Here is an 18,018-nt window from a genome sequence, read left to right as displayed (position 1 = left end):
TAGGTGGAGTGGATCGGCCGCTTCAATCGATAAGGGTTTTCTGTGTGACAGGCAGGGCAGAGTGCTCTTGCGCTCATGTCTCTCATCCTCCCGAGGAATATTATTATTTACTTGAAGCCGCACCGAAGGCTCCGCCGCTCAACGCCCGCCAGGGTGCTCATACCCCATTGCCAGGAACCCCATCGCTTCTAGACCGACGATGGATCCTGCGGTTGGCGTTTATGTCAGCGATGTTATTAGCAGTTGTGTTGACAGCGTTGTCAACTTAATTCTCCTTTTTGGTTTTTTTAATCACAACTATCTTCTGGGTATAAGGTGGGCGTCCGGCGTGGTGAACGGCAAGTCGCACCGCGCCTTATCTCCTAAACGGTTGAAATAAATTGAATATTGGGCCTGATCTTATTAGGGATTTCGCATAAATTATGCCCATGCGGAAGGGGCCGGGTGGAGGCCTTGTTGGGTGAAATCACCGGACTCATCCCGCTGGGGGTGTGAGCGTTGCGGCAACCCTTGAATGCAATCGGGGCCGTGCCGCGACCACTGCGGCACGGCCCCGAGGTGAGCTTGGGGTTTATTGCCCCGTGACCGGCGCCGTGGCGGGCTGGATGTTCCAGCCGCGCAAGGCCACCTGCGGTTGGCCGTGGGCCGCCGCCGCCGGATAGGCGATGGTGACCTGCCGCTGTTCACCCGGCATCAGGGAGATGTAATTGTCGCTGGCGTAGGCCGGCAGCAGGCGGGTGCCGTCGGCGTTCAGCAGGGTCAGCTTGCCCATCAGGGCCGGGACGCCGCCGGTGTTGGCCAGGGTGACGCGCACCCGCACCTCCTCACCCGCCTTCTCCGTCGTGGCGGCAATCGTCACCGGCTGGGGCGACAAATCGTTCAGGCGGCGGTTGCCGGCATCGTCGTTGGCCCGCCAGTAGACGTTCTGCGACAGGGTGCCGTTGGCGTCCGACAGCAGCAGTTCCACCATGACCAGGCCGTTGGCCTGGATGTCGGCGGCCAGATCCAGGTGCTGCACCAGGGTGGCGGCGTCGGCCGGGGCGTCCACGGCCTGGGACTTGTCCAGCAGTTGCTTGCCCTCGACCGTGTAGGCCCGGGTGCGCAAGCTCAGGCCCTTGCGGGCCTCGCGGGTGTTGTTGACGACGGTGATCCCGTTGTCCGGCAGGTTCAACTGCACGTGCAAGGGCTCCGCCGCCTTCTGCACGCCGTAGAAGGCGCCGTGGGTGTCGTAGTCGTGGCTCATGATCTGCCAGTTGGTGCTGGGCCAGGCCGGCTGGGTCATCCACAGCAGGCGGCCGCTGTTCACCGTCCACAGGCCGGCGTTCATGCCCTCGAAAATGGCCCGGTGGCTTTCGTAGTTCATCATCTGGGCCTTGCGTTCGAAGTCCGCCAGGCTGGTGGCGGGGCCGAACCGGCTTTCCAGGGCCTTCATGAAGCCGTGGGTGTCGCCGTTGCCGCTCTGGTGCCAGTCGTGATAGGCCCAATTGTCGCTGACCGGCCAGCGGTCGGCCGCCGGCACCGCCGCCTGGAACGCCTCCAGCGTGGGGAAGGAGGGGGTGCCCACCTCCACCGCGAAGCCGCGCGAGAACTTGGTGAAGTACAGCGACGGGTCGCGATAGTCGTAGGGGCCGCTGTCCTGCAGGTTCACGCGGTTGGAACTGCCGCTGTAGTAACGGGTGCCGTCCAGGGTGGCGATCAGGTTCTCCAGCCCCTCGTTCAGCACCGGCTGGGGCACGCCCTCGTTGCGGCCGAACCACATGACGATGGACGGGTGGTTGCGATAGCGGCGGATGACGTCGGCGGCGTTGTCCAGGAACAACGGCACGTCCTCGGCCTCGATGTTGTAATCCTGGGTGCTTTCCCAGAAATCGTTCAGCACCATCAGGCCGTATTCGTCGGCCAGGTCGAAGAACACATCCTCGGTGTTCTGGCCCACCCAGTTGCGGATGATGTTGACGTGGGCCTCGCGATGCAGGCGGAAGAAGGGTTCCAGCCGGTCGCGCGACACGCGCTTGCGCCAATCGTCGGTGCCCCAGCTGCCGCCGCGCGCGGGCACCCGCACGCCGTTGACCTTCAGGATCAGGTAGGGCGCCAGGCGCTCGTCGGCCACCGGCGTCACCGCCGGTGATTTTTCCGCGCCCGGCAGCAGGGACGACACCCAGCCGCCGGCGATCTTGTGGATGCCGGTGTGGCTGCCATCCACCACGCGCTCGCCCCGCTGGAAGGCGGCGGTGGGGTCCACCTCCACCCGGCGCAGGTGCTGGGTGCTGTCCATCAGCGACAGCTCATACGACACCTCACGGATGCCGAAGCGGGTGTGCTTCTCATCCGATTTGGCACCACCGGCGGCGGCGGCCAAGGTGAGGTTGTGCAGGGTGGGCTCACCCAGGCCGTTGGGCCACCACAGCGCGGGCTTCTTCACGCTCAGCTGCGGGAATTCCGATGGGGACAGCGTGACGCTGCCGGCACCCGGCGCCAGGGTCACCGTCTTGGTGACGGTGACGTCGTCGAAGGCGGCGCGGATCTCCGTCTGCACCGGCTGGGCCGTCAGGTTTTCCACCGGCACGGTGATGGTGATATCGGCCTTGGAGGTGTCGGGCAGGGGCAGCTTGGTCACCACTTGGGTGTCGCCGATGCGCACTGGGCCGGTGGCGGTCAGCACCACGTCCTGCCACAGGCCGGTGTTGCGGTCGCGCACCGCCGGGATCCAGTCCCAGCCCTCGCTGGCGATGAAGGTGGGGCCGTCCAGCGCCTGCATGCCGCCGTTCTCACCCACGCCGGCGGCGATGGATTGCTCATGCGGCACGCCGGGATGGGGCGGCGGGGCGATCTTGACCGCCAGCACGTTCTTCTGCCCCGGGCGCAAATGGCCGGTGACGTCGAACTGCCCGCGGATGAAGGCGCCGCGCACCGCGCCCAGGCGCTTGCCGTTCAGCCAGACCTCGGCGGCGTAGTTGATGCCCTTGAAGGTCAGCAGCGGGTGGCGGCCGTCCAGGGTGGCCGGCACGTCGAACTCCGTCCGGTACCAGTAATCCTGGCGGTTCAGCTTTTCCGGGATGGCCAGGTTGTTCAGGCCATAATCGGGGTCGGGATAGACGCCCCGGTCGACCAGGGTGGTCAGCACCGTGCCGGGCACTGTCGCCACATACCAGGATTTGGTGTCGAAGCCCGGCTGCGACACGTGCGCGCCGTCGACCTGCACGCTGGGCCCCTCCGCCAGGCGCCAGCCGCCCACCGTCCAGGCGTCGGCGCCATCGGCCGTCAGCGCCGGGCCGGCGGGGGGCAGGGGCTGGGCCACCGGCTTGGAATAGGACGCACCGCTCTTGGGCAGGGTCCAGGGATCCTGCGGCGTCACCTGGCCCATCATGATCTGCTTCACCTGCACGGGCCAGGTGGGGCTGCCGGCTTCGAAATTGATCAGGCTGGCGTCCGGCTGATGGCCGGCCTCCGCCTTGGCCTCATCGGCGCCAACGGCGCCGGCCCGCACGGTGAAGCCCGCGATGTCGCCGGCGAAGGCATTGGTGGTGGCGGTGCGGGGGGCCAGGCCCACCGTGGGGGTGACGATGCCGGATGCCGGGGTGCCGCGCGCCACCTCCGCCCCATCCAGGTACAGGCGCGCGGTCTTGCCGTCGAAGCTGGCCAGCGCGTGGTGCCAGGTGCCCGGCTTCACCGCCGATCCGCCGGACAGGGGTGCGCCGTTGCCGGTGCGCAGGCTGAGGCGGCCGTCGTTCAAGGCCAGGTAACGGCCGTTCACCGCGTCGCCCACGCCCGCGATCAAGGCGATGCCCTTGCCCAACTCATCCGCCTGGAACCAGCCGGACAGGGTCCAGGGGCCGTCCGCCGGCAGGCTGGCGCCGTTCAGGGGCTTGGCCAGGCCGTCACCACCGGCGGCGATGGCGGCGTTATAGGGGCCATAAGCGGGCGTATCGGCGGCGGCGGCCAGCGGCCCGGTCATCGCGGCGGACATCATCAGCGACGCCCACAGCAGTCGGCGGCCAGCATTCATCGGTGCACGCATCCTAACGCCCTCCCTGGCGGTGACGGCATCGGCCGCCCCTTTTCTTATCATCGGCGATGGTACCCTACTGGGCCATCCCCTTGAACGTCCTGCGGTTCCGCCGTTTCATGGCGTATCGACACAAGCGCTCCGATCATTTATTAAAACAAATTGTTTAAAGAAAAAAGAGGGAGGATCAACCAGATGGCATTTTTGTTCATCAGTATCGCAACCGCGGCCTTGGCCGGCTTGCTGTTCGGCTTCGACACCGCGGTCATCGCCGGCGTCACCGGCGATTTGCGCACGCTGATGGGCCTGTCGCCGGGGGCCGTGGGCATCACCGTGTCCAGCGCGCTTGTCGGCACCTGCATCGGGGCGCTGGGCGCCGGCCGGCCGGGCGACCGGTACGGCAGCCGTGACTGCCTGCGGGTGATGGCGCTGCTGTACCTTATCTCGGGCGTGGGGTCGGCCATGGCCTGGGATTGGCCGTCGCTGGTCTTCTTCCGCTTCATCGGCGGCCTGGGCATCGGCGGGTCGTCGGTGCTGGCACCCGTCTATATCGCGGAGATCGCGCCGCCGCGCCGGCGCGGCGCCCTGGTCGGCCTGTTCCAGATGAACATCGTGCTGGGCATCCTGGTGGCCTATCTCAGCAACTACCTGGTGGGTGGCCTGGGGCTGGGCGACGCCGAATGGCGGTGGAAGCTGGCGGTGACGGCCGTGCCGTCCGCCGTGTTCCTCAGCCTGCTGGTCATCATCCCGAACAGCCCCCGTTGGCTGGCCGCCAAGGGCCGCCTGAACGAGGCGGCCGGGGTCCTGGCGCGCATGGGCGTGGCCGATCCGGACACCACCTTGCGCAGTCTGGCCCAGGCGGGTGTCGAAGGTGAGGGACGCCTGTCCTGGCGCCATCACCGCCGGCCCATCCTGCTGGCCGTCAGCCTGGCGCTGTTCAACCAGTTGAGCGGCATCAACGCCATCCTCTATTACCTGAACGACATCTTCGCGGCGGCGGGTTTCGGCAAGGTCTCGGCCGATTTGCAATCGGTGGCGGTGGGCGCCACCAACCTGTTGTTCACCGGTATCGCCATGACGGTGATCGACCGGGCGGGGCGCCGTACCCTGCTGCTGGTGGGGGCGGTGGGCATGACCGCCAGCCTGGTGGGGGCCGCCCTGATCCTGTCCGGCCTGGGCCAGGGCGCCTGGCTGATCTGGGCCCTGCTGGGTTTCATCGCCTCCTTCGCGTTCAGCCAGGGGGCCGTCATCTGGGTCTATATCGCGGAGATTTTCCCCACACCCGTCCGCGCCCGGGGGCAAAGCCTGGGCAGCGCCACCCACTGGCTGGCCAACGCCGTGCTGTCGGGCACCTTCCCCCTGGTGGCGCAGTATTCCAAGGGTGCGCCCTTCTTCCTGTTCGCCGCCATGATGGCATTGCAGTTCGTCGTCGTGCTGGCCTTCTTCCCCGAGACCAAACGCGTCTCGCTGGAGGAAATGGCGGAAAGGCTGGAGACCTGAGTGGTCAGCGGCTGGACAGCACGAAGGTGTTGCCGTCCGGATCCTGGAACCGGGCGTAACTTCCCCACGGCTGTTTTTCGATGCCGGACAGGAAGGTCACGCCCCGTTCCACCAGCTTGGCATAGGTGTAGTCCAGGTCGTCGCAATGGAAGCTGCCGTTGAAGAAGGTGCCCACGCGATCCTCATGCCCCTCCGGCGTGAACAGGACCACCCCCGTCTGCGCCCCGGGGATGGTCAGCTCGATCCAGCGCTGAGGGCCCATCGGCTGGTCGGTCGCGACCTTGAAGCCCATCTTTTCCGTCCAGAACGCCAGGGCGCGGTCCTGGTCCCCGGTGGGAATTCCGACGAATTTCAGATGCCTGATCATGCCCGTTGCCTTCCGTCCTGGTGGTGGTTTCACCACTAAAACATGTGCCGCTTGAATGCGGGTAGATAAGCAGGCATTGCTATGGCAATGGATGCCGTGACTGAGATCGACCGTTATATCCTGGATACGCTGATGCGCGACCTGGTGGGCCACGACCACCGTCCGTCCGCCTATCTGGTCTATCTGGCGCTGGTGGCCGACGCCGCTGGTGGCCGTGTCATGCTGAGCCACGCCGAAATGGCGGAACGCACGGGCCTGTCCAAGCGGGCGGTGCAGGATGCGTTGCGCCACCTTGCCGGACGCGGACTGGCGCGCATCAGCCGCACCCGGACGACGGAGGCCGCGACGGTGGAACCGCTGTTCCCCTGGCGCGACCGCCGGGGTTAGGGACGCGGAACCGATGGCCGGGTTGGTGCGTACTATAGACGGTGTCATCCGATCCAGGGAACCGGTCATGGTCCGCGCCTTCGCTTTCCTCTTCCTGCTTCTTCTCCCTGTTGCCGCCCAGGCGGCTCCGACCGTCCAGATTTGCGAGGCGACCTGGACCGATCCGGGCCGCGGCGGCCGATCGGTCCCCGTCCGTATCCGCATGCCGGTGGGTGCCGACAAGGCGCCGGTCATCCTGTTCAGCCACGGCCTGGGCGGTTCGCTGGATTCCGGCACCGATTGGGTGGATGCTTGGGCCGTTGCAGGCTTCATCACCGTCAACATCCAGCACGCCGGCAGCGATACGGCGCTCTGGAGGGGCCAGGCGCGACCCCTGCTGGCGATGCGGGGCGGCATGAACGTGGAACAGCTTCAGGCCCGCGCCGGCGATGTGCATTTCGTGCTGGACCGCATCGCCATGGGCGGCCACGTCGGCCCGTGCGATCTTGGCCGCGCCGATATGGGCAAGGTCGGCATGTCGGGCCACAGCTTCGGCGCCCAGACGACCTTGGCCGTCTCCGGCGGGGTATACGCCGGCGCGCCCGTGATGCGGGATCCCCGGATCAAGGCGTCGATCGCATTCAGCCCCCAGCCGTCACAGGGGGTGGATGACGCCACGGCCTTTGGCGGCATCGGGATCCCCTTCTTCACCGTCACCGGCACGCGGGATGCGGTGCCGTCGCTCAACGGTGCCACCGCGCAAGACAGGCTCAGGCCCTATGCGGCGATGCCGGCTGGGGGCAAGGACCTGCTGATCATCGACGGCGCCACCCACATGATGCTGAACGGGCAGACGCTGGAACGGCCCCAGGCCACCCCCTCGCCCGGGATGGTGGAGACGATCACCCGGGCCACCGCCCTGTTCTGGCGGGCCACCCTGCTGGGTGACACGGCCGCGGCGGTCCAGTTGAAGGCATTGCGTCCGGGGCCGGGGGATCGTTTCGCGGCGAAATAGCGGCTCACGCCCGGGGCGTCAGCAGCCCGCAAATGGGGCCGCGCAAATCGGCCTTGGCGACCGGGCCGGCGTTGCTGAACTCCAGGTAACCCTTGGCGGCGGCGAAGGCGGGCCAGGGCGTCAGGTCCGTCCCGTTCGGGTTGCCGGTGCGGGCGAAGTTGGCCCAGTAGCGGGGCAGGGTGGGGCGGTCGTCGCCCGGCTTGCCGGCGGGCTGGCCGCTGAAGACGAAGGGCAGGTCGCTGCCGTGGCTGACGGGCCCTTGCGCCGGGTCATGGTCGAAGTGATAGACCCAGACCGGCACGCCCGTCGCCGCCTGCCAGGTGGCGACGGCCAGTGAGGGGCAGCGGAAGGTAAGGTCGCTGGCCAACTGCGTGGCGGTGTCACCCAGGCGCGGGTCCGGCGCCGGTACCTGGCCGTCCTTGATGCCATAGAAAGCCATCGCCCTGTCGGCGTTGGTGCCGAATTCCCGGCGGATGGTGGGCACCACCGCCTCCGGCCCGCCGTGCAGGCCCAGTTCGCGGGCGTTGGCGCCGATCATCAGGGGGACCGGCGCCTGGTGGCCCTGGGCCAGCGCCTGGGCCGGGGTTTCGGTCAGCACCTGGCCGTCCACCACCGCCTGCAACCAGATGAAACTGGCGTCCGGTGTGGGCGGGATCAGGGGGGCGGCAGCATTCAGCAGGTCGCGGCCCGGCATGGCCCGCAACTGCGCCAAATCCTTGGCGCCGGCCTTGGCCAGCAGATCGCGGCCCAGGGCCTCATTCTCCGCCAGGGTGCGGGGGGCGACGCCAAATCCCGCCGTGCCGCTCTGTTCGATCGCCTTGGTGAACAGGCCGCGCGCCTGGGGCGACAGCATCAGCAGGCCCACGTCCTGGCTGCCGGCGGATTCGCCGAAGATGGTGACGTTGGCCGGGTCGCCACCGAAGCGGGCGATGTTGTCGCGCACCCAGCGCAAGGCCGCGATCTGGTCCATGAGGCCGTAGTTGCCCGAGGCGTGGGCCGGCGACTGCGCCGTCAATTCCGGCAACGACAGGAAGCCGAAGAGGTCCAGGCGGTATTGCACCGTCACCAGCACCACGCCCTGATCGGTCAGGGTGGACAGGGAATATCCCCCGCCGGAGCCGGCGCGGTTGGCGCCGCCGTGGATCCACACCATGACCGGCAGGGCCTTGGGCGGCGTCAAGGCCGGGGTGCGCACGTCCAGGTACAGGCAGTCCTCCGCACTGCGGGCGGCGTCCTTGTCGTTCCAGCCATAGGCGCTTTGCAGGCAGGGGACGGCGGATTGGGTGGCGGGGCGCACGCCGGTCCAGCGGATGGGCTGCGGCGGCTGCCAGCGCAAATTGGCCACCGGCGGCTGGGCGAAGGGAATGCCCCGGAACAGGGCGCCGCCGTGTTGCAGGCTTTCCCCCTGCACCGTGCCGCCGGTCGTGGTGACGGTGGGGCCCTCAGCGGCCTGGACCATGGGGGCCATCGTCAGCCAGGCGCCGGCCAGCAATGCCGCAGCGTGTCGGATCGAACGAAGTCGCGTACCCATGACCATCCTCCCGTTTCTTATGCCGCATCAAGCCGCAAGCCTGACAGCGGTGTCAACCAGGGATGACAAAGAGACGCGACAGGGATCAGTCCTCGGCCGTCTTCATCAGCGCGCTGCGGGTGGGCAGCAGCCGGTCGTTGAAGGGCAGCATGCCGGCGCCGATGGCGGGGGCATCGGCCGCCATGGCGCCGCGCAGCACGGGTGCCACTTCCGGAATGACGTCGACATGCCGGCCCAGGCGCTGGTTCAGGGCGGCGGCCAGCCTGTCCACCAGGTCGGCGGGCAGCCGGCCGCCCAGGAAGATGGCGTCGGGGTTCACCAGGCAGGTGGTGGCGATCAGCGGGTCGGTCATCAGATCGGCTGCCAGGTCGACCCACCCGTCCACCACGCCTTGCGCCGCCGTGCCGCGCAACGCCGCCAGCTGGTCCGGCTGGGACACGGCATGTCCGGCCTTGGCCAGCAGGTCATACAGGGCGGACAGGGACACCGCCTCCTGCAAGGTGCGGGCATCGGTGCGGGGGGAGCGGATGGGCAGGAAGCCGATCTCGCCGCTGCGGCCCCGGGCGCCGCGGAAATGGACGCCGTCGATGATGATGCCGCCGCCCAGCCCGCCGCTGATCAGGATGTAGAAGAAGGTGCGGTGGCGCAGGCCGTGGCCGAACTGCAATTCGCCCAGCGCCGCGGCGGTGGCGTCGTTCTCCACGAACACCGGCAGGGGCACGGGCAGCATGCCCCGGAACAGGCTGGCGATATTGACGTCGCGCCAGGCGGCGTAGGCCTCGGGCCAGCGGGCCAGGTTGACCCGGCCGATGTCGTCCGGCACCGCCACGCCAATGCCGATGAAGCGCCCGGCCGGCAGGTCCGGCCGCGCCAGCATGGCCGTGACCTCTTCCCGGAAGAACCGGGCCACCACCTCCGGCGGGGCGAAGTCGATCTCCCGTGACGACCGGGCGCGGACATTGCCCAGCAGGTCCAGCGCCAGCACGGTGATGTGGTCGCGATCAATGTTGACGCCGATGGAAAAGCAGCCGTCGGGGTTCATCTCCAGCACGATGGCCGGCTGGCCGCGCCCGCCGTGCTGGCGGCCCGCCTCCAGGATCAGGCCCTCGGCCAGCAGGCGCTTGGTGATGTTGGCGATGGCGGGCGGCGTCAGGCCCGTCACCTCCACCAGGCCGGCGCGGGTGGTCTGGCCGCCGACGCGGATGGCCTGCAGGGTCACGCGCTGGTTGTGATCGCCCGCCCGTTCCAGGTTGGTGCCGGACAGGCTGGGGGCGATGGCCTGCATCAGGTCCGCTGGGGCGTATCCCTCCGGCGCTGCCATGTCCTGGTCCCTCCCGTTTTCCGACAACCTTGTCAGTTAATACGGGGAACGGCCTTAAGACAATCGCCGAGACACAATAAAAAATTGCATCTGTCCTGTCAGGACAGAGGGGACGCGGTCCGGTCGGCGCCGATCAGGTCGTGGATGAAGCCCAGCTTGGCGATCACCGCCTCCGTCAGGATGAAGGGGTAGACGTCGGTCTGGCCCATGCTGCGGTTGATGTTGTTGACGGCGAAGGCGATGGGCAGCCAGGCGTCCACCATGGCCCCGATGGTGCCGTGGCGGTAGGGGTCGAAGTCCACCTGGGTGGACAGGTCGCCGGTGCGGTCCTGCGCCGGCCGGACGCGGATGCCGAAGGCGCGCGCCGTTTCCAGGGTGTCGACGATGTGCAGGTAATGCGCCCAGGTCTCGGCGAAATCCTCCCAGGGATGGGAGGTGGCATAGGCGCTGATGTAGGTCTGCTGCCAGCCGGCCGGCGCGCCCTGGTCGTAATGGCGCTGCAAGGCGGCACCATAATCCTCGCGCTCATCGCCGAAGACGGCGCGGCAGGCGTCCAGCCGGCCTTCATCGCGCACCAGCCGGTCCCAGTAATAATGGCCGACCTCATGCCGGAAATGGCCCAGCAGGGTGCGATAGGGTTCGTGCAGGCGGGTGCGGCGCACCTCCCGCTCCGCATCGTCGGCCTCCGTCAGCGCCAGGGTGATCAGGCCGTTGTCATGTCCTGTCATGACAGCGCTATCAGGTGGGTCTTCCAGGAAGTCGAAGGCCAGGCCGGTCTCGGGATCGTCCACGCGGTTGACCAGCGGCAGGCGCAGCTTGATCAGGGTGTAGAACAGCCGGTGCTTGGCCAGTTCGATCTTGCGCCAGCGCACCAGGCTGTCGGGGGCGGACACGTCGGGGATGGTGCGGTTGTGGCGGCAGGCGGCGCACAAGGTTTCCTCATGCCCCGCCGGGATCAGCCAGTTGCAGGCGTCGAGATCCGCATTGGCGCAGAACTTGTAGAGGTGTTCCGGCGCCCCCAGGGCATGCCAGGCGCCGTCCTCCGCCTCCAGCGCGTGCATCCTGTCGTCGTCGGGCAGATAGCCCAGCGGGTGGCCGCAGCGTTCACAGACGCGGTTCTCGAAATACAGCAACTGTCCGCAAGCCTGGCAATTGAACAGCTTCACCGTCGCTTCTCCGTCGTTCTTTTCGCGCGCCCAGCAGAACCGGGAACCGTGACCGGCGGTTCCCGGTTCTGCCTGTTCCAGGATAGGAGGACGGCGGCGTGGCACCCAGGGCGAATTGGAAGGGGTTCCTGAAGGTGGGTGAGGTGACCTGCCCGGTGGCGTTGCACACCGCCGCCTCGGCCAGTGAGCGCATCGCCTTCCACACCGTCAACCGGGCGACCGGCCACCGGGTGCACCGCCAGTTCGTGGACAGCGACACCGGCCGCCTGGTGGAACGGGACGACCAGGTGAAGGGGTATGAGGTGGGGCAGGGCGACTATGTCGTCCTGGAACCGGAAGAGGTGGCGGCGGCCCTGCCCGACAGCGACAAGACGCTGGAGATATCCGCCTTCATCCCCTGCGGTGACATCGACGATCTGTATTTCGACAAGCCCTATTACCTGACCCCCGCCGACCGCCATGCCGATGAGGCCTTCGCCCTGATCCGCGAGGGCATGCGCCTGAAGAAGGTGGCTGCCCTGGCCAGCACCGTGCTGTTCCGCCGCGTGCGCACCGTCCTGATCCGCCCCCACGGGCCCGGCCTGATCGCCACCACCCTGAACTTCGATTATGAGGTGCGGTCGGCCCAGGAGGCGTTCGGCGACATCGACGATTTGAAGATCAAGGGCGAGATGCTGGATCTGGCCAAGCACATCATCGCCACCAAGAAGGGCACGTTCGACCCGAGGGACTTCGACGACCGCTATGAGGCGGCGCTGGCCGACCTGGTGAAGGCCAAGCTGGAGGGTAAGGCCCCGCCAACCCGCAAGCGCGCCCCGCCGAAGAAGACCACCGACCTGATGGCGGCCCTGCGCGAAAGCGCCGGGCTGGGCCGGGCATCCAAGGCCAAGCCCCGCAAGGCGGTAGCACCCACGCGGAAAGCGGGCTGAGCCCATGGCGCTTGAGACCTATCACCAGAAGCGCGACTTCAAGGCCACGCCGGAACCAAGGGGCCGCAAGGGTCGCAAGGCGGGGCACAGCTTCGTCATCCAGAAGCACAACGCCCGCCGCCTGCATTACGATTTCCGGCTGGAGATGGACGGCGTGCTGAAAAGCTGGGCGGTGACGCGGGGCCCCAGCCTGGTGCCGGGCGAAAAGCGCCTGGCCGTGCATGTCGAGGACCACCCGCTGGACTATGGCGACTTCGAAGGCACCATCCCGCAGGGCGAGTATGGCGGCGGCACCGTCATCGTCTGGGACCGGGGGGAATGGACACCCATCGGCGACGCCGCCAAGGGGTACGCCAAGGGCCACCTGGATTTCGAACTGCATGGGGAAAAGCTGGGCGGTCACTGGCATCTGGTGCGCATGCACGGCCGGCCGGGCGAGAAACGCGAGAATTGGCTGCTGATCAAGGGGGAGGATGCGGCGGCGCGCACGCCCGACGACAGCGACATCCTGAAGGACCGGCCGGAATCGGTGAAAACCGGGCGCCAGATCGCCGATGTGGCGGGGGAGGCGCCGGGCTGGTCGTCCAAGACCGGGAAGATCAGCAAAGCTGAAGACAAACCGCATGGGAAGGGTGCCAAGGCCGGCGTCCTGCCGGACTTCGTGGAACCCGCCCTGGCCACGCTGGTGGCCAAGCCCCCCACGGGCGACCGCTGGGTCCATGAGATCAAGTTCGACGGCTATCGCTTGCAGGCGCGCATCGACGGCGGCCGGGTCACACTGCTGACCCGTACCGGGCTGGACTGGACCCGCAAGTTCGGCCGATTGGTGCCCGACGCCCTGAAGGCCCTGCCGGCCAGGACGGCGCTGATCGACGGCGAACTGGTGGTGGAAACGGCGGCCGGCACCACCGACTTCTCCGCCCTGCAAGCCGACCTCAGCGCGGGACGGAACGACCGTTTCGCCTTCTACGCCTTCGACCTGCTGCACCTGGACGGCCGGGATTTGACGGGCTTGGGGCTGGAGGAGCGGAAAGGCGCGTTACGCGACCTGATGGCGGAAGAGGGGGACGGCGGCATCCTGCACTACAGCGAACATTTCGATGAGGCCGGCGGCCTGGTGCTGCGCCACGCTTGCCGCCTGAGCCTGGAGGGCATCGTCTCCAAGGTGCGCGATGCCGCCTATCGCCCAGGCCGGGGCAAGGGCTGGGTGAAGTCCAAGTGCGGCAACCGCCAGGAATTCGTGGTGGCGGGGTATGTGCCCTCCACCACCGCGCGCCGCGCCATCGGGTCCCTGGTCCTGGGTGTCTATGACGGTGACGCGCTGATGCATGTCGGGCGCGTCGGCACCGGCTACAGCGCCGCGGTGGCGGAGGATCTGTTCCGCCGGCTGGATGCCATGCGCGTGTCGGCCAGCCCGTTCGATGACGCGCTGACGGCGGAGGAACGGCGCCAGGTGCGCTATGTGAAGCCGGATCTGGTGGCGGAAGTGGACTTCCGCAGTTGGACCGGCGATGGCAACATCCGCCATGCCGCCTTCCGTGGCCTGCGCGAGGACAAGGATCCCCGCGACGTGAAGCGCGAGGCGCCCGCCAAGGCCCCGGCCGGGGCACCCGCCCGAAAGCCCGCCATGCCGTCCACCACCGTCAAGCTGACCCATCCCGACCGGCTGTATTGGCCCGATGCCGGCGTCACCAAGGAAGGCCTGGCGGATTATTACGCCCGGGTCTGGCGTTTCATCGCCCCCCACATCGTCGGCCGGCCGCTGGCCCTGCTGCGCTGTCCGACTGGGGTGGCGGGGGAGATGTTTTTCCAGAAGCACGCCTGGAAGGGCCTGAACCGTGCCATCGTCCAGGTGCCGGATCCGGCGGCAGCGGACGAAGGCGCGCTGATCGCCATCAACGATCTGGACGGGCTGATCGGCCTGGTGCAGGCGGCCGTGCTGGAGATCCACCCCTGGGGCTGCGCCCTGGCCGATTGGGAACGGCCCGACACCATAACCCTGGATCTGGACCCCGGCGACGGTGTGGCCTGGGAAACGGTGATCGAAGCGGCGCGCGAGGCGAAGGACAGGCTGGAGGCGGCGGGCCTGGCCGCCTTCGTCAAGACCAGCGGCGGCAAGGGCCTGCACGTGGTGGCTCCCTTGAAGCCCAAGGCGGATTGGGCGGCGGCGAAAGCCTTCACCAAGGGGATCGCGGCGGCCATGGCCGCCGACAGCCCGGACCGCTTCGTCGCCACCATCACCAAGTCCAAGCGGCATGGCCGCATCCTGGTGGACTATTTGCGCAACCAGCGCGGCGCCATGGCGGTGGCACCCTATTCCACCCGGGCGCGGCCGGGCGCCCCCGTCGCCATGCCCCTGGCGTGGGATGAGTTGGGACCGGCCATCGGGCCCAATTTCTTCACCGTGGCGACGGCGCCCAACCGGCTGGACAGCCTGGCGGCCGACCCCTGGGCCGATTTTCGCGCGGCGGCCCGCCCGCTGGCGGACAAGGGCGTTGCGCGCGGCAAGCGGTGATCCTTGCAACCCACGGCGGTACGGGCAGAATGGCGGTACACTGGAACCAAGGAACCGCCCCATGCGCCTCATCGGAATGTCGGACTCCCCCTATGCGCGCCGCGTGGCCATCTCCCTGACGGCGATGGGCCTGCCCTATACCCATGAGCAGGTGTCCGTCTTCCGGCATTACGATGCCTTCGCCGCCATCAACCCGGTGGTCAAGGCGCCCACCCTGGTGCTGGACGACGGCACGGTGCTGATGGACAGCACCCTGATCCTGGACTACCTGGAACGCCTGGTGCCGGCCGACAGGCGCCTGACGCCCACCAATCCCGCCGCTTACTTGCGTGGCCAGCGCATCATCGGCCTGGCGCTCGCCGCGTGTGAGAAGACGGTGCAGGTGATGTATGAACTGAACCTGCGGCCGGAGGAACGGCGCCACCAGCCCTGGATCGACCGGGTGCGCGCCCAGGGGGTGACCGCCTATCGCCTGCTGGAAGCTGAACTGGAAACGGAAGCGGGGGAGGCCGCCTTGTGGGTCGGGCCCGGCCGGCCGTCGCAGGCCGGCATCACCGCCGCCGTCGCCTGGTACTTCACCCAGGACATAGTGGCCGACCTGGTCAGTCCTGAGGACCACCCCGCCCTGGCCGGCCTGTCGCGGCTGGCGGAAGCGCTGCCGGAATTCAAGGCCGTGCCCTACAGCTGACGCGACTTCTCGGCGGCCAGGCTTTTCTTCAGGGCGTCCATGATGTTGATGACGTTGCTGGGCGCCTCATCCGCTTTGGCCACCTTGGCCTTGGCCGGCCGTTTGCGGCCCTTCTTCTTGGCGGCGATGATGTCCAGCAACCGGTCCTGCACAGGGTCCGTCACCATGGCCGGATCCCACCCGGTGGTGCGTTCCTCGATCAGGGTCTTCACCAGCGACAGCAGCTTGCCCTCCGGCTTCTCTTCGCCGATGCCGCCGAAGTAGCCGGCGGGATCACGCACCTCATCGCCATAGCGCAACGTCCAGACGACGATGCCCGCCCCATGGGGTTCCAGCATCACCGCCCGTTCCCGCCGGTACATCACCAGGCGGGAAATACCGACCTTGCCCGTGGCCGCCATGGCGTCGCGGATGACGCTGAACGCCTCCGCCCCCACCTTGTCGGCGGGGGTCAGGTAGTGGGGTGTGTCGTACCAGATCCATTCCACCGCATCGTGTGGCACGAACATCTCGATATCGATGGTGCGGGTGCTTTCCAGCGCCACCGCGTCCAGTTCGTCATCCTCCAGGATCAGGTAATCGTCTTCGCCCCTTGGATAACCCTTGGCCTCGTCATCCTCATCCACCGGTTTGCCGGTGACGGCATCGACGTAACGGCTGACCACCCGGTTGCCAGTGGCGCGGTTCAGGGTGTGGAAGCGGACCTTCCCGTTCTCCGACGTGGCCGGCACCATGGCCACCTGGCAGGTGACCAGCGACAGCTTGAGATAGCCTTTCCAGAAGGAACGCGGCGCCATCGGGATGGTCTTCCTTGCGCAGGGGGAAGGGGTGTCGACCCCAGGAAACTCCCCACCATCGCGGCCGGTTCCCCCAACACCCCATGAAAGACTCGTCGCGCGATTCCAAGTGATCACGGTGAATGATTGCGCGGCAAATCATGTTTGCGATTTTGATTATAAAGTATTTGTTAATTATATGACAGTAATGGCGACATTACGCCGCAGTCTGTGACTTGTTCCTGCCATTGACGGCCCTGCCGCCGGCGACTAACCCTAATCGCAAATGAGAACGACTGTCATTCGTACTAAGAAAGATTAGGGAACCTCACATGGACAAGGATGCAAAGCGGCGCGGCCGGGCCTGCCGGCGCCGAAGGGTGGCGTATGCCTTCAGCACGGCGGTGGGCGCCTGGATGACGACGCTGGCCGGCGCCGCACTGGCGGCACCCCCGCCCATGGTCATTCCGGTGGATCCCGACGCCTACCAGAACGGCCAGACCGACGGCGGCCCTTTCGCCTTCGTCCAGACGCTGGGGCGCAGCAACTACATGCTGGGTGACATGTGGGGTCTGCGCACCTTCCTCAGCCGTTACGGCATGTCGCTGGGCATCCAGGAGACCAGTGAGGTCCTGGGCAACGTGACCGGCGGCAGCCGCAAGGGTTTCGAGTATGACGGGCTGACCACGGCGACCCTGCAGATGGACACCAACCGCGCGTTCGGCCTGTACGGCGGCACCTTCAACGCCAGCGCCCTCTACCTCCACGGCCGCAACCTCAGCACCGACAATCTGCAAACCCTGCAGACGGCCAGCGGCATCGAATCCGACCGCTCCGTGCGTCTATGGGAACTGTGGTACCAGCAGAAATTCCTGGAAGAGGATCGGCTGGACGTGAAGATCGGACAGCAGAGCCTGGACCAGGAATTCATGGTCAGCCAGAACGCCCTGCTGTTCGTGAACACCATGTTCGGCTGGCCCATGGTGCCCTCGGCCGACATGCCGGGCGGCGGCCCCGCCTATCCCCTGTCGGCGCTGGGCGTGCGCGTCCGGGCGCGCCCCACCGACAACCTGACCTTCCTGGCCGGTGTCTTCAACGGCAGCCCGGCGCCCAGCAACAATGGCGACCCGCAACAGCTGAACCCGTCGGGCACCAGCTTCCCCATCCATGGCGGCAAGCTGGCCATCGCCGAGGTGCAGTACACCTACCCGGCCCTGGGCAGCGTGGTTTATCCCGATGAGACCCCGCCGCTGGCCCGCACCTATAAGCTGGGCGTGTGGTACGACGCCGAGAATTTCGACGATCTGCGCTATGACGACATCGGCCTGTCCCTGGCGGATCCGGCCAGCAGCGGCAACGCCCGCCAGCACCATGGCGACTTCGCGCTGTACGCCGTGGCCGACCAGATGGTGTGGGTCGACAGCCATGACAACAACCGCAACCTCAGCGTCTTCGGCCGCATCATGGGCACGCCGCAGAGCGACCGCAACCTGATCGACTTCTCCCTGAACGCGGGCATCGTCCTGCACCAGCCCTTGCCCTACCGCAACACGGACACGCTGGGCATTGGCGTGGGCCACACCCACGTCAGCCAGCAGGCGGCCGCCCTGGACCGCGACCAGTATCTCTATGACGGCACCTATACCCCAGTACGCCACACGGAAACCTTCGTGGAGGTGACCTACCAGTACCAGGTCAGGCCCTGGTGGCAGTTGCAGCCGGACATCCAATACGTCTTCAACCCCGGGGGCGGCGTCGCCGATCCCAATTCCCCCAACCAGCGGATCGGCAACGAGGTCGTGCTGGGCCTGCGGACCAACATCCTGTTCTAGGGGGAA

The 18,018-nt window shown here is 67.4% G+C and carries 13 protein-coding genes; 7 read left to right on the top strand and 6 right to left on the bottom strand.

All coding sequences use genetic code 11. From position 1 onward, the window contains the following. Positions 1-571: 571 nt before the first annotated feature. Complete coding sequence (locus PW843_25260) at positions 572-4,018, bottom strand: beta galactosidase jelly roll domain-containing protein (protein ID MDE1149873.1); 3,447 nt, start codon at positions 4,016-4,018, stop codon at positions 572-574. Between the two features lie 183 nt (positions 4,019-4,201). Between PW843_25260 and PW843_25255 the strand changes: the two genes are divergently transcribed. Then, positions 4,202-5,506 carry a sugar porter family MFS transporter gene (locus PW843_25255; GenBank protein ID MDE1149872.1) on the top strand — a complete coding sequence of 435 codons (1,305 nt, stop codon included), beginning with the start codon at positions 4,202-4,204 and terminating at the stop codon, positions 5,504-5,506. A gap of 4 nt (positions 5,507-5,510) precedes the next feature. On the opposite strand, the gene PW843_25250 is transcribed toward PW843_25255, so the two are convergent. Then, positions 5,511-5,873 carry a VOC family protein gene (locus tag PW843_25250; GenBank protein ID MDE1149871.1) on the bottom strand — a complete coding sequence of 121 codons (363 nt, stop codon included), beginning with the start codon at positions 5,871-5,873 and terminating at the stop codon, positions 5,511-5,513. 87 nt (positions 5,874-5,960) lie between these two features. Between PW843_25250 and PW843_25245 the strand changes: the two genes are divergently transcribed. Beyond that, positions 5,961-6,260, top strand: coding sequence for a helix-turn-helix domain-containing protein (locus PW843_25245; GenBank protein ID MDE1149870.1), 300 nt, complete (start codon positions 5,961-5,963; stop codon positions 6,258-6,260). 67 nt (positions 6,261-6,327) lie between these two features. Beyond that, the gene (locus tag PW843_25240) at positions 6,328-7,254 is read left to right on the top strand and encodes a hypothetical protein (protein MDE1149869.1); all 927 of its coding nucleotides are present in this window, start codon (positions 6,328-6,330) and stop codon (positions 7,252-7,254) included. A gap of 4 nt (positions 7,255-7,258) precedes the next feature. On the opposite strand, the gene PW843_25235 is transcribed toward PW843_25240, so the two are convergent. The 3 genes from PW843_25235 to PW843_25225 form a co-directional block, all read right to left on the bottom strand. Next, positions 7,259-8,785: a carboxylesterase family protein gene (locus PW843_25235; GenBank protein ID MDE1149868.1), complete on the bottom strand. Its 1,527-nt coding sequence runs from the start codon at positions 8,783-8,785 to the stop codon at positions 7,259-7,261. Positions 8,786-8,870: 85 nt separating this feature from the next. Beyond that, complete coding sequence (locus PW843_25230) at positions 8,871-10,106, bottom strand: ROK family protein (protein MDE1149867.1); 1,236 nt, start codon at positions 10,104-10,106, stop codon at positions 8,871-8,873. Between the two features lie 98 nt (positions 10,107-10,204). Beyond that, complete coding sequence (locus PW843_25225; GenBank protein MDE1149866.1) at positions 10,205-11,272, bottom strand: putative zinc-binding peptidase; 1,068 nt, start codon at positions 11,270-11,272, stop codon at positions 10,205-10,207. Positions 11,273-11,370: 98 nt separating this feature from the next. Between PW843_25225 and PW843_25220 the strand changes: the two genes are divergently transcribed. From PW843_25220 to PW843_25210, 3 genes are all read left to right on the top strand, one after another. Continuing rightward, a complete protein-coding gene (locus PW843_25220) occupies positions 11,371-12,201 on the top strand; it encodes a Ku protein (GenBank protein ID MDE1149865.1) in 831 nt (276 codons plus the stop codon). A 4-nt stretch (positions 12,202-12,205) separates the two neighbouring features. After that, positions 12,206-14,716, top strand: a complete 2,511-nt coding sequence (gene ligD, locus PW843_25215; GenBank protein MDE1149864.1) for a DNA ligase D — start codon at positions 12,206-12,208, stop codon at positions 14,714-14,716. Between the two features lie 61 nt (positions 14,717-14,777). Further along, entirely contained in the window at positions 14,778-15,404 is a 627-nt protein-coding gene (locus tag PW843_25210) for a glutathione S-transferase (GenBank protein ID MDE1149863.1), read from the top strand. On the opposite strand, the gene PW843_25205 is transcribed toward PW843_25210, so the two are convergent. Further along, positions 15,395-16,201, bottom strand: coding sequence for a Ku protein (locus tag PW843_25205; protein MDE1149862.1), 807 nt, complete (start codon positions 16,199-16,201; stop codon positions 15,395-15,397). The genes PW843_25210 and PW843_25205 overlap by 10 nt on opposite strands. A gap of 311 nt (positions 16,202-16,512) precedes the next feature. Between PW843_25205 and PW843_25200 the strand changes: the two genes are divergently transcribed. Continuing rightward, positions 16,513-18,012, top strand: a complete 1,500-nt coding sequence (locus PW843_25200) for a carbohydrate porin (GenBank protein MDE1149861.1) — start codon at positions 16,513-16,515, stop codon at positions 18,010-18,012. The last annotated feature ends 6 nt before the right edge of the window (positions 18,013-18,018 follow it).

This window comes from Azospirillaceae bacterium, from assembly GCA_028283825.1.
Taxonomy (GTDB): Bacteria; Pseudomonadota; Alphaproteobacteria; order Azospirillales; family Azospirillaceae; genus Nitrospirillum.
The sequence above is the reverse complement of the archived record's forward strand: the minus strand, read 5'-3'. Positions and strand labels throughout refer to the sequence as shown.